Below are 14,755 nucleotides of genomic sequence, written 5' to 3'. Positions count from 1 at the left end.
ATCCGGTGATTGGCAACCGTGCCGATTAATTTGCCGGCGTGATGATCGGTGGTCAGTCGTCGTTGATTTCGACTTTGCCAAGGCTCCCACTGACATCGGTTACATGCCGACGGCCGAAGACTTCGTAAGTAGTCCCGCTCGCCTCGACGCCCGGCTTGCGCACGGCCAGTTGGGCGAATAACCCCGTCTTTTCGCTGTAACTGCCGAACCAGTCAATCAGCGCCCCGATGTAGCATTCGCCGCCGATCATTACCGGCAAATCGGCGATCTTTTCGATGGTGTAGTGCCCTGGACCGTAGCTGTAGTAATCGTCGTCTCCGGCACCCGTGGGAGGAATAGGGCAAAGGGGTGCGTTAGCGGTTGATTCCGATCCGACTTTCATTGCCTGGGTGATGGCGTGTTCGAGTGCCCCGTGCAGATCCGCGTCAAGCTCGTAGGTGCTGGTGCCATCCTCTTTATGTTGAGTCGTGGGCACCTGCAGGGCGTAACTGTAACGCACGGACACCGTCGGCACCTGACGGTTGACCTTCAGCGGATTGAGCAGATACAGGTTGTCGACACCGTAGGCGCCGTTTCGGTAGGCGGCATAGATTCTGTCGTGAAGCTTGATCCAGCTGATTGCCTGATTAGCGCCACGGTCGTTGGTGTAGAACAGCGAGCTTTCCGGCTCGACCGATCTTTTGACGAACCGCTCGCCCGTGCGGCGCCAGGTTTCCACGTAGGTGAACAAGCCGGTGCCGCCTGCGTATGTGTCGACGATAAGGTCGCGCTGGCCATCATTGTCCAGATCCAGCAGTGCGTAGGAAGACCGTCCGGTCTCGGCGGCGCCGTCGATGCTTGAGGCGTTCAATGCTTTCCATTCGTCCTCGCTCACGCCTTTGGGACGCGACTTGGGGAAGTTGGTTTGCTCGCCGTAGCTGTCGACTGGATCGCCCGCGAACGATGTCTGCGAAGACTCGAAAGCCCGTGCGGCCAAGGCATGTTCCAGCGCAAATTCCGGGTGGTTTTTGCTCTCGGCACGAATGCTCTCCTGCAGATCGTTCATCGCCTGAAGATCCACGGCGTCCGGCTGCCACATTGCGGCTTGCGTCCATTGTGCCTGCAACGCTTGCAGGCGCTGGCGGTAGCTGCCATCCAGGCAAGCGACATCGTCTGCGCAGGTGTTGCGGGTTTTCAGCCAGGCGCGCTGGGTGCGCTTGAGTTCAGGTTGCCCCGCTGTGGCAGTTGTCATCAGTTGGCGATACAGCGTGCCCATCTGCGCGTCTAGCTCATACAGCGATTTATTCGCGCAAATCATGTTTTCCACGTCGTTCGCCGCTTTTTTGCAATCCATCGCCGCCGCTGTCGCTTGCTGGATAAAGACAAGCAAACACGCTGACAGGATGTAGCGTCCCTTGATGTACACGATTCAGTCCTTATGCAAATCCTTGAGCAGGCGCGCAGAGTAATACTCCAGGCAACATTCTTGAAGCAGCACCCTCAGGCCCCGGGATTTTTGGCCGATAACCCGAACGGTGAGTTCAGACTCCAGCGAAATCGCTTGATGGCGCATGGCCTCCGGCTATCATCTGCGCGCCTGAAATCGCCTCGGTTCGTTTTCTTCAATTGCCTGGAAATCTTCGATGTCGTCGTATCACCAAAAAAGCTTTCTGATCGTCGATGATTTTTCCGATTTCCGCAGTTCCGTGCGTTCGATGTTGCGTGAGCTCGGCGTCAAGGATGTCGATACTGCCGACACTGGCGAGCAGGCGCTGAAGATGTGCTCGCAGAAGTCCTACGATTTCATTCTTCAGGACTTCCACCTCGGCGACGGCAAGAAGAACGGCCAGCAGGTGCTCGAAGACCTGATGTCGGAAAAGCTCATTAGCCACGAAGCCGTTTTCGTCATGGTCACCGCCGAGACCAGTCAGGCGATGGTGCTCAGTGCGCTGGAGCATGAGCCGGATGCGTACCTGACCAAGCCGTTCAACCGTTCCGGGCTGGCCCAGCGCCTTGAGCGTCTGGAGCAACGCAAGACTTTGCTCAAACCGATTCTGCAGGCCCTTGATCGCGGTAAGCCGGTCGAGGTGCTCAATGCCTGTATTGCCCTGTGCAAACAGGACATCCGCTATTCGCCGCTGTGCCTGCGTTACCGCGCCGATGCGCTGCGCGATATGAATCAGAACGAAGCGCTGGAGCGACTCTACGACGGCATCATTGCCGACCGTCCGTTGCCGTGGGCCTTCGCTGGATTGGGCAAGTTGCTGTTCAAGCGCGGGCAGGTCTCGCAGGCCAAAGAGGTCTATGAAAAGGCCTTGAAAGTGTTCCCGATGATGCCGGCGCTGTATGACGGCATGGCTGATGTGCTGGTGGCCGAAGGCGACAGCAAAGGCGCGCAGCGGGTGCTCGAAGAAGCGATTCGACTGTCGCCATTGGCGGTGCGCCGTCAAGCTTTGCTCGGCAAACTGGCGATGGCCAACGAAGATTTCGAAACCGCCTCGCGGGCTTATCGTCAGGCCGTGGCGCAGGGCGCGCAGTCGCGTTTCAAGGACCCGGAAAGCAATCTCGGCCTGGCTCATGCGCTGATCAGCAAGGGCAGCGATCGCGGCCTCGACACGCGTACGCGGCTGGAGATCAATACCACCCTCAGCGCCGTGGCCAAAGAAAACCCGAGCGATCCCGGCCTGCAAATCCGTGCGCGACTGATGAAGGCCACCAGCCTGTTGCTCAACGACGCTGAAACCGCTGACAAGCTTACCGAACAAGCACTGATGCGCCTCGATGGCATGGAACAGTTCATGAGCCCCGAGGCGGCGTTGCTGGTGGCCAAGCAGTTGCAGATGCTCGGTCAGGCCGAGGCGGGCACTTCGATGCTCAAGAGCTGCGCGGAGATCTACGGTGACGACCCAGCGGTGATGAAAGACATCGCCAAGCTCACCGACGATCCGACGATTCTCAGTTCGAGCAACGCTGCGGCCGATCTCAACCGCCAGGGCGTGCGCGTGTACAAGACCGGCAATCTGGTCGAGGCCCGCGAGGTGTTCCGCAAGGCGCTCAAGCTGCAACCGAAAAACATCAGTATTGCGCTGAACCTGGCCCAGTCGCTGCTGCATGGCACCGACACCAGTGTGCCGTCGGCGGAGCTGGAAGAATGTCGGGCCTGCCTGAAACTGGTGGGCCTGATGCCCGACACCGACGCGCGGTTTGCGCGTTATCAGAAGCTGAAAAGCAAGGCGTTTGGCGAATGAACCCAATTGATCCGGCGCTGGATTTTTCCACGGTGATTGCCTCCACCGTCCACGACATGAAGAACTCCCTGGCCATGCTGATGCAGGCGCACAGCCAATGGCTGGCGCGTCTGCCGAAAGAGCTGCGCGACGGCTCGGAGCAGGGCGTGATCGACTTCGAGTTCGCCCACCTCAACGGCATGCTGGTGCAGTTGCTCGGGCTTTACAAACTCGGCGTCAACCAGTTGCCGCTACAGCCGGCCTATCACGAACTCGACGATTTCATCGAGGCGCAACTGGCCGCGCATCAGGAGGTGTTTGCCAGTCGCGGCATCATCGCCACCTATGAAGTCGATCCGTTGAGCCCGCTGGGTTTCTTCGATCGCGAGCTGATCGCCTCGGTGCTCGGCAACTGCATCAACAATGCGATCCGTTACGCCCGCGAGTCGTTGCTGATTACTGTCAGCGACGAAGCCGGGCAACTGGTGTTGAGCATCAACGACGACGGCGACGGCTATCCAGCAGAGATGCTCGAGCGTCAGACCGATTATGTGCAGGGCATCAATCACAGCAGCGGCAGCACTGGCCTCGGTCTGTATTTCGCCAATCGCATCGCCGCGCTGCATCAGCGCAACGGCGTGGAAGGGCGCACCGAAATCAGCAATGGCGGGCCGTTGGGCGGTGGGGTGTTCAGCCTTTACCTGCCGTGACAGGCTTTTTGTTTGACGCTGCTTGATATTCCGAACAGCCGCAGCCTATTTTGTCCGGGTCGCCGTTCGCGGCTCGCACAACAACAAGGATTGCGTCATGACAACCGATGGCCAGGGTTCACTCGCGCAGCGATTGACCGGCATTGATGAGATTGAATGTGTCACCCCGGATCTGAACGGTGTGCCACGGGGCAAGGTGATGACCGCCGAGGGTTTCCTCGAGGGGCGGCGTTTGCAGTTGGCGCGGGGTGTGCTGCTGCAATGCATCATGGGCGGCTATCCGCCGGCGCGGTTCTACGGCAGCGATGACGGCGATCTGGCGCTGGTTGCCGATCCTGCGCAGATTCACCGTTTGCCCTGGAGCGACGAGCCGCGTGCCATGGCGATTTGCGACGCCGACGAACTGAGCGGGGGGAGCTCAAGTCTCTCGACCCGTGGTCAGCTCAAAGCGGTCATCGCCCGTTACGCCGCGCACGGTCTGGCGCCGGTGGTGGCGACCGAGCTGGAATTTTTTGTCTTCGCACCGAACACCGATCCGACTCAGCCGTTCCGTCCGCCGGTGGGCCTCGACGGCCGTCGCGAGGATGGTCAGTCGGCGTTCAGCGTCAGTTCCAACAACGGTCTGCGGCCGTTCTTCAGCGAAGTATATAAATGCATGGCCGCCCTGGGCCTGCCGCGCGACACCTTCATGCATGAAATGGGCGTCAGCCAGTTCGAGATCAATCTGCTGCACGGCGATCCGCTGCTGCTGGCCGATCAGACGTTCCTGTTCAAGCACCTGCTCAAGGAGGTCGCGCTCAAGCATGGCCTGAGCGTGGTGTGCATGGCCAAACCGCTGGCGCACACGCCGGGCAGTTCGATGCATATTCACCAGAGCATCGTTGAAATCGGCAGCGGTAAGAATGTCTTCACTGACTCGAACGGCGAGCCGACGTCGATGTTCCGCCACTTCATCGGCGGGCAACAGGCAGGCCTCGCCGATTTCACCGCACTGTTTGCGCCTAACGTGAATTCCTATCAGCGCCTGTGTCATCCGTACGCGTCGCCGAACAATGCCTGCTGGTCCCATGACAATCGCGCCGCCGGCTTGCGTATTCCCGCCAGCTCGCCGGTCGCACGTCGGGTCGAAAACCGCTTGCCGGGCGCCGACGCCAATCCTTATCTGGCGATCGCCGCCAGTCTGGCCGCGGGTTTGCACGGCATCGAACAGGAACTGGAGCCGAGCGCGGCAATCCAGGGTGAGTTCGCCGTGCCGGATAATCTGGCCTTGCCGTGTACCTTGCACGCCGCGCTTGAGCGTCTGAAACGTAGCCAGTTGGCGAGGGAACTGTTCGGGTCGGAGTTCATCGAAGGCTACATCGCTTCGAAGACCATGGAGTTGACCAGCTTCTTTGATGAAATCACTCCCTGGGAGCGCCGTGTGCTGGCCGCCCAGGCCTGACGTATCGCTGCTGCCGGGCTGTCGATCTGACCGCCCGGTATTTACTGCAAGGAGCCGCTCGGAACGCCGATGCGCCAAATCTGGAAATCCTTTCGAGCGCTGTATTTCGCCTCGCTGATGATGTTGATCGGCTCAGGCCTTCTTTCTACTTATCTGGCTTTGCGTCTGGCCGCCGACAATGTCGACGGGCTGTGGGTCGGTGCGCTGATGGCGGCCAACTATTTCGGTCTGGTGCTGGGCGGCAAGATCGGCCATCGCCTGATCGCCCGGGTCGGGCATATCCGTGCCTATTCGGCGTGTGCCGGGATCGTCGGCGCGGCGGTGCTCGGCCATGGTCTGGTGGACTGGCTGCCGGCGTGGCTGGTGCTGCGGACGATCGTTGGTCTGGGCATGATGTGTCAGTACATGGTCATCGAGAGCTGGCTCAACGAGCAGGCCGATGCCAATCAACGCGGCCTGGTGTTCAGCGGTTACATGATCGCCTCGTACCTGGGCCTGGTGCTGGGCCAGCTGATTCTGGTCATGCACCCCGGCCTCGGTCTGGAACTGCTGATGCTGGTGGCGCTGTGCTTTGCCCTGTGCCTGGTGCCGGTGACGCTGACCCGACGGATTCACCCGGCGCCTCTGCACCCCGCGCCGATGGAGCCGCGCTTCTTTATCAAACGTGTGCCGCAATCGCTGAGCACGGTGCTCGGCGCCGGTTTGATCATCGGTTCGTTCTACGGTCTGGCGCCGCTGTATGCCTCGCAACAGGGGCTGACGACCGAGCAGGTCGGTCTGTTCATGGGTAGCTGCATTTTTGCCGGCTTACTGGTGCAGTGGCCGTTGGGCTGGTTGTCCGACCGTTATGACCGCGCATTGCTGATTCGCTGCTTTGCCGGGTTTCTGGCGGTGGCGGCGTTGCCGTTGGCGATCATGCCGCAGGTGCCGCTGGAGGTGCTGTTCGTTGTCGGTTTCTTCTGTTCGCTGGTGCAGTTCTGCCTGTATCCGCTGGCGGTGGCGTTCTCCAATGACCACGTCGAAGGCGATCGGCGGGTGTCGCTGACCGCGATGTTACTGGTGACCTACGGCGTCGGCGCGAGCATCGGGCCGCTGCTGGCGGGTGTGCTGATGAAGTTTCTCGGCAGTCAGAGCCTGTATGCGTTCTTCAGTTTCTTCGCGTTGGTGCTGGTCTGGCGGATTCGTCCGAAAGCGGTCACCAACCTGCATCAGGTCGACGACGCACCGCTGCATCACGTGGCGATGCCGGACAGCATGTCGAGTTCGCCGCTGGTGGCGGCGCTTGACCCGCGTGTTGATGAGCAGGTGGTGCAGGAGCAGATGGTGCAGGATCCGGCGCCGGTCAATCCTGAGCCCGAACCGGAGCCCGTTGCGCAGCCGGAAGCAGTCGTTGCAGCCGAACAGGACAGCGGCGATGACGACAAGCCTGCGCCGGATATCAGCGGTGGCCGGCCTTGAGCCGAAGATAAACAACGGCGCATAAAAAAGGGCAGTCCTGTGCGGGACTGCCCTTTTTATTGGTCGCTGCGACTCAGAGATCGTCTTTGTCGAAACGCCGTGCTTCACGCTGCAACTGGTAAACAAACCGCTCGACGTTGCGCGCAGCCTGGCCACTGATGTTGTGGAAGCGCAGACCGGCAAAGGTAATGTTGAGTTTTTCTTCGAAATGCAAATAGCGCAGTTCGACCGATGTTGGCTGATTGCCGAACAGCGGCGGGGCGATCAGGCGGTCGTAGACCTGGCCCAGTTGCAGGCGGTCAGTGATGTCGCTTTCGAAGCGGAATTTGCAGCCAGTGGCGGAGATATCCAGCAGCTTGCCGTGCAGAGGAACCTTGAGCTTTTCGCCGCCCAGTTCAACGCTGACCAGGTCGGTAAGTTTCAACGCAGCGCGGAAAGCGTTGCGGCGCTGGTGGTAGACCACTTCGCTCGGCAGGTCGCCGGTGTAGAAACGATCGCCGTCGGATTCTTCGATGTTCAGTGTGCCGTTGCATTCCCAGGCGATGCGTACGCCGTCATGAAAGCCTTCGACCTTGAACGGCTCGCCAGCCTGGAGGAAGCGCTCGCCGTCGCGTGGAATCATTTCATCCAGCGCGATCGTTGCGGTTTCGCGGTCGACCTTGATCAGGTAACTCTGAAAGCGCTGGCTGCGTTCATGGAAGGTGATGATCAGCGGATCGTGGCTGTCTTGCAGCTGGCGCAGGTTGCTGGAGATTTCCAGTGGCGTGGTGAGCACCTTCGGAGGCTGCGGAGCATCATCCGCGCTTAGGGTGTTGGACACGGTTCTTCAATCTCCAGACAAAATAAGACGACTGGCCAGTATTTTGCCAGCATGTTGCGCAGGTGGATAGTGCAGGGTCAGCGAATGGCTCATGCCTGGCTGAGCGTTCGCGGCTTGACCGGTTTGGCAAAGGTCCCGCTGGCGTCGTACAGCGCTGGCGGCTCACCGCCGGTGAGGATCTTCAGCTGATTGGCCGTGGTCGCCTGCTGGATCTGGATCGACTGGCCATTCTTGACGTTGGCAGCCTGGCACTGGGCGATCAGCGCGGTCAGGGCATCGCCTTGGGTCAACAACTGGTCGCCAATGCTCGACTGGCTGGCCAGTTGCTCAAGACCTGTGCGATCGGTCGGCAGGTTGAGGCTGGCGAGGATTTCGCTGCGCTTGCGGCCATGCTGCTCGAGCAGAATGATCAACGCTTGCTTGGTCGCCAGAATTTCTTCCAGCAACGGCATGTCGCGACCATGCAAAGCGAGGGATTCGGTTTGCAATAACTCCAGCAATTGTTGCGCTGGAGCAAAGTCGTCGTTGATCAGTTGCAATAAGTTAGTGTCGTGCATGGCTGGCCTTGGGGTTTAAGCGTCCAAAAGCCTGGCGCCGGCAAAAGCCTAGCGCTGGGCTTCGAAGTTGAGCAGTTTGCTGGCTACACGGTTGCTGTCGACTTTATAGCTGCCATCGGCAATCGCGGCTTTCAACTCGGCCACACGGGCTTTGTCGACAGCAGGCTGATCGCGCAGCTTGTCAGTGACCTTCTGCAACTGTTGAGCCTCATTGCTGAGGTGTACCGACTCCCCGCTTTTGGCGACATTGGCCTGTTCGGCCTGGGTATTCAGCGGCGCGGAGGGGCTGTTTTCAGCGCTTTCCTTGGCGTTGCTGGTACGTGTGCTGCCGGTTAGTGACGAGGAACTGTTCAATCGGTTGAAATCGATAACCATGATAAAAAACCTCTGGGAATTTGGACGCTTGCCATGTTTTCGGCTATCCCCTGAAAAACTTTAGGCCCAATCAACCATAAGCTTGCATGCGCCGTTGCGAGACCTGCTGCGGCACAGTTTAGGGAAGCGACGGGATCGGCGCCAGTTTTCTCCACGAGGCTTTTACATGGCCACTTCGACCTGTCCCGGCGCAATCACCTGCGCCTTGATAACTCTTTGAGAATTAAGGTTTTTTACTCGAATCTGTTCTTTCATGCCGCCATTGGAGAGCGCTTCCCCCGGCATGCGTACGGCAAGGGTGCCGCTGCGCGCAGTGATCACCACTTGGTCACCCTTACGGACCACTTCGGCCTGTTCCAGATGCACCAGGGTGATGACCTGATCGGCGACCGTTGGTCGGGTAAGTTTCTGCCCGATCGCTTCGTCGACGGAGGTTAGGAAACCCTGGTTGATCGTGCTGACGTCGCGCTCGCGCAAGGTCACATCCTGCGGCTCGATAATGCCGGCGCGTTTCAGCGGACGAGTGGTCGTCACGATCTCGCGAAACAGGCGGACTTGAGCGGGTACGAACACCGTCCAGGGCGAACTGCCTTCGCAGCGAACCTTCACCGTGACGCGGCCCAGCGGGCGTGCCGGGCTCTCCAGTGTCGCTGTCAATTCCTTGTCGCACATGGGCATGCGCATGCGCGGGTCGAGCTGGTTGACTTCGATTTCGTAGCGGCCTTCGGTTTGACTGGAAGCCAAATAGTCTTCTACGGTGAATTCAAGAAAGCCCTGAGTCACGCCGATAAGCATATCAGGCAAGGTAACCGCATCTGCATTGGCAGGACTGCCAGCAAGCGAGCAGCAAACGGCGGCCACCGCGCAAAGCCCTTTGCGAAGGGTAGATGTCAGGCGTCGGGAAAATGTCGTTTGAGCGTTCATACGAGTTAAAAAGCAAGCGCCGTGCCGTTTAGCAATGAATGTGCGTCGCAACAACACTTGGCGTTGGTGTAGGAGTCTGGGCATGGCTGGTGTAATGGATTCGGTGAACCAGCGCACGCAACTGGTAGGGCAGAATCGCCTCGAGTTGCTGTTGTTCCGTCTCGACGGGCCGCAGCTCTACGGGATCAACGTGTTCAAGGTACGGGAAGTGTTGCAATGCCCGTCGCTGACGTTGATGCCCAAATCCAGTCCTGTCGTGTGCGGGGTAGCGAATATACGGGGAGCGACCATTCCGATCCTGGATCTGGCAATGGCAACGGGCTCCGGTGCGTTGAAAGACAAGAACAGTCCGTTCGTGATCATCACGGAGTACAACACCAAGACCCAGGGTTTCCTGGTCCGCTCGGTGGAGCGCATCGTCAACATGAACTGGGAAGAGATCCATCCGCCACCCAAGGGTACCGGTCGCGATCACTACCTGACCGCTGTGACCCGGGTCGACAATCAGTTGGTCGAAATCATCGACGTCGAGAAGGTGCTGGCCGAAGTGGCGCCGACGCCGGAAGCGATTTCGGTGGGCGTGGTCGATGTCGAGACGCAGACCAAGGCGTTGTCGCTGCGGGTGCTGACGGTCGATGACTCGTCGGTGGCGCGCAAGCAGGTCACCCGTTGTCTGCAGACCATCGGTGTCGAAGTGGTGGCGCTGAACGACGGCAAGCAGGCGCTGGATTACCTGCGCAAGCTGGTCGACGAGGGCAAGAAGCCGGAAGAAGAGTTCCTGATGATGATTTCCGACATCGAGATGCCGGAGATGGACGGGTACACCCTGACGGCGGAAATCCGCGGCGACGCGCGCATGCAAAAGCTCCATATCATCCTGCATACTTCGTTGTCGGGGGTATTCAATCAGGCGATGGTGAAGAAAGTCGGTGCTGATGACTTCCTGGCCAAATTCCGTCCTGATGACCTCGCATCCCGGGTAGTCGACCGGATCAAAGCAGCAGATATCAGCTAGGGACCTTCTGTCCCTGGCGGTCAACACGATTTAAGAGGCGGCATCATTGTCTACGGGTAATTTGGATTTCGAACAGTTCCGGGTCTTCCTGGAAAAAGCCTGTGGCATTCTGCTCGGTGAAAACAAGCAGTATCTGGTCTCGAGCCGTCTCAACAAACTGATGGAGCAGCAAGGCATCAAGTCCCTGGGTGAGCTGGTACAGCGCATCCAGACCCAGCCGCGCAGCGGTTTGCGCGAGCAGGTGGTCGATGCCATGACGACCAACGAAACCCTGTGGTTTCGCGACACCTATCCGTTTGAAGTCTTGAAGAACAAGGTACTGCCGGAAGCGATCAAGGCCAGCCCCAACCAGCGTCTGCGGATCTGGTCGGCGGCCTGCTCGTCGGGGCAGGAACCGTACTCGCTGTCGATGTCCATCGACGAGTTCGAGCGCAGCAACCTGGGTCAGTTGAAGATGGGTGTGCAGATCGTTGCCACCGATCTGTCGGGCCTGATGCTCAACAACTGCAAGACCGGCGAGTACGACAGCCTGGCGATCGGTCGCGGTCTGTCGCCGGAACGCCTGCAACGCTACTTCGACCCGAAAGGGCCGGGGCGCTGGGTGGTCAAGGCGCCGATCAAGAGCCGGGTGGAATTCCGCTCGTTCAACCTGCTCGACAGTTACGCGGCGCTGGGCAAGTTCGACATCGTGTTCTGCCGCAACGTGTTGATCTACTTCTCTGCCGAAGTGAAGAAGGACATCCTGTTGCGCATTCACAGCACGTTGAAGCCGGGTGGGTACCTGTTCCTTGGCGCTTCGGAAGCGCTGAACGGTTTGCCGGATCATTACCAGATGGTTCAGTGCAGCCCGGGGATTATTTACAAGGCGAAATAAGCGGTTTGCAGTGATACAAAAAACGGGAGGCCCCAAAAGGCCTGCCGTTTTTTTGTGCCCGAATTATTTTCCACGAGCCCCCTGTGGGAGCGAGCCTGCTGGCGATAGCGGTCTGTCCGTAAGACAGTTGACGCCTGACACGCCCCCTTCGCGAGCAGGCTCGCTCCCACAGGGATCTGCGCTGACCTGGCAAGGACGGCAAGCGGCAGAAAAGCGGCATCCGGCGGTAACCGGTTGCCGCTTTTCTGGCATTGCCACTTTGCAAGTCCGGCGCAAAGCCCCGGAATACGGGGGTTGTTCCATTTGGCACGGCGCTTGCTAATGCTCAGATACGAAAAACCGGTCACCTGAAGGTTCCCGACATGAGCATCAGCTTCGACAAAGCGCTGGGCATTCACGAAAAGGCATTGGGCTTCCGCGCCCAGCGTGCCGAAGTGCTGGCCAACAACATCGCCAACGCCGACACCCCGAACTACAAGGCGCGGGATCTGGATTTCTCCAAAGTGCTCGAAGCACAGACCGAGAAGACCAAGACCGGCGGCCACTTTGCCCTGAACATGACCAACAGCCGTCACATCGAGGCTGAAGGGCTGGGCAATGGTGACGAGTCGCTGATGTATCGCACGCCGATGCAGCCTTCGATCGACCAGAACACCGTCGACGCTCAACTGGAACAGTCGAACTACGCGGAAAACGCCGTCGGCTTCCAGGCCAGCTTCACCTTGCTCAACAGCAAATTCAAAGGGCTGGTGTCAGCCCTGCGCGGAGAATAATCCATGTCCCTGTCCAGCGTTTTCAACATTGCCGGCAGCGGCATGAGCGCGCAGACCACGCGTCTGAACACCGTGGCGTCGAACATCGCCAACGCCGAAACCGTTTCGTCGAGCATCGACCAGACCTACCGCGCCCGTCATCCGGTATTCGCCACCATGTTCCAGGGCGGCCAGGCCGGCGGCAGCAATTCGCTGTTCCAGAACCAGGACGCTGCCGGGCAGGGCGTGCAGGTGCTCGGCGTTGTCGAAGACCAGAGCAATCTTGAAGCGCGCTACGAGCCGAACCATCCGGCCGCCGACGCCAAGGGCTACGTCTACTACCCGAACGTCAACGTGGTGGAAGAAATGGCTGACATGATTTCCGCGAGCCGCTCGTTCCAGACCAACGCGGAAATGATGAACACCGCCAAAACCATGATGCAGAAGGTACTGACCCTCGGTCAGTAATAAGGGGCGACTGCCATGAGCGTTACGGATACCACCAGCAGCCTGAGCATGAACGACATCCTGGCCAACTCGTCGAAGAAGGCCAGCAGCACGACGTCGGGCGGCATCGCTTCGGCGACCAACAGTGCCACCGGCGGCCAGGCGCTGGGCAAGGATGCTTTCCTGCAATTGCTGGTCACCCAGCTGAAAAACCAGAACCCGCTCGACCCGCAGGACAACAGCGCTTTCGTCGCGCAGTTGGCGCAGTTCAGCAGCCTTGAAGGCATCACCACGCTGAACTCCACCGTCAGCGGCCTTGCCGGCAACTACAACTCGTCGCAAGCGCTGCAGGCTTCGTCGCTGGTCGGTCGCAACGTGATCGTGCAGACCAACACCGCCCAGCTCGATGACCCGAGCAAAGGCCTGACCGGTTCGGTCACCGTGCCTTCGTCGATTGCCGGCGGCACCGTGACCATTACCGACAAGGACGGCAAGACCGTGCGCACCATCGACCTGGGCAGCCGCGCTGCCGGCGATGCCAGTTTCACGTGGGACGGCAAGGACACCGCCGGCACCGTGGTTCCGGTCGGCACTTACACGTTCAAGGCCAACGCACCGATCAACGGCACCGCGACCGACCTGGCGACCTACCTGCCAGCGACCGTCAACAGCGTGACGATCAGCCAGACCGGTGGCGAGCTGATGCTCAACCTGGCCGGCAAGGGCACCGTTGCCCTGTCCAAAGTACAAACCATTGGTATATAGAGCCGACTAACCCGGCACGAAGGAGTGGAACATGTCTTTTAACATCGGCCTTAGCGGTCTCTATGCCGCCAACAAACAACTCGACGTAACCGGCAACAACATCGCCAACGTCGCCACCGCCGGTTTCAAATCCTCGCGCGCAGAATTCGAAGACGTCTATTCGTCGACTCGTCTGGGCAGCGGCAGCAAAGTGATCGGCAACGGCGTGCGCCTGGCCAACGTTTCCCAGCAGTTCACCCAAGGTGACATCAACAACACTGGCAACGTGCTGGACATGGGCATCAACGGTTCCGGTTTCTTCACCATGAGCAACAACGGCTCGATCTCGTACACCCGAGCCGGTACGTTCAAGGTCGACAACGCCGGTTACATCACCAACACCGATTACACCTCGCGTCTGCAGGGTTACGGTGTGGATGCCAACGGCAAGATCATCAACGGCGTGTTGACTGACCTTAAGATCGACACCTCGAACCTGGCGCCGAAGTCGTCTTCTGCGGTGACCTCGAGCATCAACCTCAATTCGTCTTCGCCAGTGATCGTTGATACCGGCGCCAGCGCCGTCAAGTTCGATCCGTCGAAGCCTGAGACTTACACCAAGTCCTTCAGCACACCGATCTATGACACCCAGGGCAACGCCCACGTCATGGACCAGTACATGGTCAAGACTGGCGGGAACACCTGGAAGGTTTACACCCTGGTCGATGGCCGTAACCCGGACGCTACCGGCAGCAACCCTGTGACCACTGCGCCGGTTGCCTCGACATTGTCGTTCGACAGCTCCGGCAAGCTGGTTCAGGTGAGCACGCCTAACCCGGCGGATCCGGCCAACCCGATCATCAGCAGCGATCTGAAGATGACCGGCTGGGTGCCGGGCACTGTGACCAATGGCGTGTTTACGCCTAACGGCGCGGCAGCGAATCCGAATGGCGTGACCATCTCGATGGCCAACACCACTCAGTACAACGCTGATACCTCGCGTACGATCCCGACTCAGGATGGTTACGCCACTGGCCAGATCACTAACCTGACCATCGACGGCACCGGTACGCTGTTTGCCAACTTCAGCAACAACCAGAGCAAGGCGATTGGTCAGGTTGCACTGGCCAGCTTCACCAACGAACAGGGCTTGCAGGCTGTCGGTGGCACCAGCTGGAAAGAGACTTTCGCTTCGGGTATTCCGGGCTATGACGCGCCGAAGACCGGTACGTTGGGTGAGGTGGTGTCCAACTCGCTGGAAGAGTCGAACGTTAACCTGACCAATGAGCTGGTTGATCTGATCAAGGGTCAGAGCAACTATCAGGCGAACGCCAAGACTATTTCGACGCAGAGCACGATTATGCAGACCATTATTCAGATGACCTGATTCGGGTTTCTGACTGGTTTTTTTGGGCCCCTCGGTTTTGAGGGG

The 14,755-nt window shown here is 59.3% G+C and carries 15 protein-coding genes; 10 read left to right on the top strand and 5 right to left on the bottom strand.

Features of this window, described 5'->3' with window-relative positions:
• Nucleotides 1–52 precede the first annotated feature (52 nt).
• Nucleotides 53–1,405 (bottom strand): lysozyme inhibitor LprI family protein, encoded by a 1,353-nt coding sequence (locus KVG87_RS24245; protein WP_217852931.1) that lies wholly within the window; start codon nt 1,403–1,405, stop codon nt 53–55.
• Nucleotides 1,406–1,622: 217 nt separating this feature from the next.
• Here KVG87_RS24245 and KVG87_RS24240 point away from each other — a divergent pair, with 217 nt between their 5' ends.
• The 4 genes from KVG87_RS24240 (at nt 1,623) to KVG87_RS24225 (ending at nt 6,815) form a co-directional block, all read left to right on the top strand.
• The gene (locus KVG87_RS24240; protein ID WP_016773603.1) at nt 1,623–3,227 is read left to right on the top strand and encodes a tetratricopeptide repeat-containing response regulator; all 1,605 of its coding nucleotides are present in this window, start codon (nt 1,623–1,625) and stop codon (nt 3,225–3,227) included.
• Nucleotides 3,224–3,916, top strand: a complete 693-nt coding sequence (locus tag KVG87_RS24235) for a sensor histidine kinase (RefSeq protein ID WP_217852929.1) — start codon at nt 3,224–3,226, stop codon at nt 3,914–3,916. The genes KVG87_RS24240 and KVG87_RS24235 overlap by 4 nt, the downstream gene beginning before the upstream one ends.
• Nucleotides 3,917–4,115: 199 nt before the next feature.
• A complete protein-coding gene (locus tag KVG87_RS24230) occupies nt 4,116–5,357 on the top strand; it encodes a glutamine synthetase family protein (protein ID WP_172834031.1) in 1,242 nt (413 codons plus the stop codon).
• Between the two features lie 69 nt (nt 5,358–5,426).
• Complete coding sequence (locus KVG87_RS24225; protein WP_076563862.1) at nt 5,427–6,815, top strand: MFS transporter; 1,389 nt, start codon at nt 5,427–5,429, stop codon at nt 6,813–6,815.
• Nucleotides 6,816–6,888: 73 nt separating this feature from the next.
• Here KVG87_RS24225 and KVG87_RS24220 read toward each other — a convergent pair whose 3' ends face one another.
• From KVG87_RS24220 to flgA, 4 genes are all read right to left on the bottom strand, one after another.
• Nucleotides 6,889–7,635: a flagellar brake protein gene (locus tag KVG87_RS24220; RefSeq protein ID WP_217852927.1), complete on the bottom strand. Its 747-nt coding sequence runs from the start codon at nt 7,633–7,635 to the stop codon at nt 6,889–6,891.
• A gap of 89 nt (nt 7,636–7,724) precedes the next feature.
• Entirely contained in the window at nt 7,725–8,192 is a 468-nt protein-coding gene (locus KVG87_RS24215; RefSeq protein WP_041479278.1) for a flagella synthesis protein FlgN, read from the bottom strand.
• Nucleotides 8,193–8,240: 48 nt separating this feature from the next.
• Complete coding sequence (gene flgM, locus KVG87_RS24210; protein WP_016773609.1) at nt 8,241–8,567, bottom strand: flagellar biosynthesis anti-sigma factor FlgM; 327 nt, start codon at nt 8,565–8,567, stop codon at nt 8,241–8,243.
• Nucleotides 8,568–8,729: 162 nt separating this feature from the next.
• Nucleotides 8,730–9,491 carry a flagellar basal body P-ring formation chaperone FlgA gene (gene flgA, locus KVG87_RS24205; RefSeq protein ID WP_217852925.1) on the bottom strand — a complete coding sequence of 254 codons (762 nt, stop codon included), beginning with the start codon at nt 9,489–9,491 and terminating at the stop codon, nt 8,730–8,732.
• Between the two features lie 82 nt (nt 9,492–9,573).
• On the opposite strand from flgA, the gene KVG87_RS24200 reads away from it, so the two are divergent.
• The 6 genes from KVG87_RS24200 (at nt 9,574) to flgE (ending at nt 14,710) form a co-directional block, all read left to right on the top strand.
• The gene (locus KVG87_RS24200) at nt 9,574–10,506 is read left to right on the top strand and encodes a chemotaxis protein CheV (RefSeq protein ID WP_016773611.1); all 933 of its coding nucleotides are present in this window, start codon (nt 9,574–9,576) and stop codon (nt 10,504–10,506) included.
• Nucleotides 10,507–10,552: 46 nt separating this feature from the next.
• Nucleotides 10,553–11,380, top strand: coding sequence for a protein-glutamate O-methyltransferase CheR (gene cheR / locus KVG87_RS24195; RefSeq protein WP_016773612.1), 828 nt, complete (start codon nt 10,553–10,555; stop codon nt 11,378–11,380).
• 362 nt (nt 11,381–11,742) lie between these two features.
• Nucleotides 11,743–12,153: a flagellar basal body rod protein FlgB gene (gene flgB / locus KVG87_RS24190; RefSeq protein WP_016773613.1), complete on the top strand. Its 411-nt coding sequence runs from the start codon at nt 11,743–11,745 to the stop codon at nt 12,151–12,153.
• Between the two features lie 3 nt (nt 12,154–12,156).
• A complete protein-coding gene (flgC, locus tag KVG87_RS24185; protein WP_016773614.1) occupies nt 12,157–12,600 on the top strand; it encodes a flagellar basal body rod protein FlgC in 444 nt (147 codons plus the stop codon).
• A gap of 15 nt (nt 12,601–12,615) precedes the next feature.
• Nucleotides 12,616–13,344: a flagellar hook assembly protein FlgD gene (gene flgD, locus KVG87_RS24180; RefSeq protein WP_016773615.1), complete on the top strand. Its 729-nt coding sequence runs from the start codon at nt 12,616–12,618 to the stop codon at nt 13,342–13,344.
• Between the two features lie 31 nt (nt 13,345–13,375).
• Nucleotides 13,376–14,710: a flagellar hook protein FlgE gene (gene flgE, locus KVG87_RS24175; RefSeq protein WP_041479563.1), complete on the top strand. Its 1,335-nt coding sequence runs from the start codon at nt 13,376–13,378 to the stop codon at nt 14,708–14,710.
• Nucleotides 14,711–14,755 lie beyond the last annotated feature (45 nt).

The organism is Pseudomonas siliginis, assembly GCF_019145195.1.
Classification (GTDB): Bacteria; Pseudomonadota; Gammaproteobacteria; order Pseudomonadales; family Pseudomonadaceae; genus Aquipseudomonas; species Aquipseudomonas siliginis.
This window is presented reverse-complemented; position numbering and strand designations above follow the sequence as displayed.

Coding starts and splice junctions, on each gene's coding strand:
- KVG87_RS24240 (WP_016773603.1), top strand. CDS start 1,623: ATGTCGTCGTATCACCAAAAAAGCTTTCTGATCGTCGATGATTTTTCC.
- KVG87_RS24235 (WP_217852929.1), top strand. CDS start 3,224: ATGAACCCAATTGATCCGGCGCTGGATTTTTCCACGGTGATTGCCTCC.
- KVG87_RS24230 (WP_172834031.1), top strand. CDS start 4,116: ATGACCGCCGAGGGTTTCCTCGAGGGGCGGCGTTTGCAGTTGGCGCGG.
- KVG87_RS24225 (WP_076563862.1), top strand. CDS start 5,427: ATGCGCCAAATCTGGAAATCCTTTCGAGCGCTGTATTTCGCCTCGCTG.
- KVG87_RS24215 (WP_041479278.1), bottom strand. CDS start 8,192: ATGCACGACACTAACTTATTGCAACTGATCAACGACGACTTTGCTCCA.
- flgM (WP_016773609.1), bottom strand. CDS start 8,567: ATGGTTATCGATTTCAACCGATTGAACAGTTCCTCGTCACTAACCGGC.
- flgA (WP_217852925.1), bottom strand. CDS start 9,491: ATGAACGCTCAAACGACATTTTCCCGACGCCTGACATCTACCCTTCGC.
- KVG87_RS24200 (WP_016773611.1), top strand. CDS start 9,574: ATGGCTGGTGTAATGGATTCGGTGAACCAGCGCACGCAACTGGTAGGG.
- flgB (WP_016773613.1), top strand. CDS start 11,743: ATGAGCATCAGCTTCGACAAAGCGCTGGGCATTCACGAAAAGGCATTG.
- flgC (WP_016773614.1), top strand. CDS start 12,157: ATGTCCCTGTCCAGCGTTTTCAACATTGCCGGCAGCGGCATGAGCGCG.
- flgD (WP_016773615.1), top strand. CDS start 12,616: ATGAGCGTTACGGATACCACCAGCAGCCTGAGCATGAACGACATCCTG.
- flgE (WP_041479563.1), top strand. CDS start 13,376: ATGTCTTTTAACATCGGCCTTAGCGGTCTCTATGCCGCCAACAAACAA.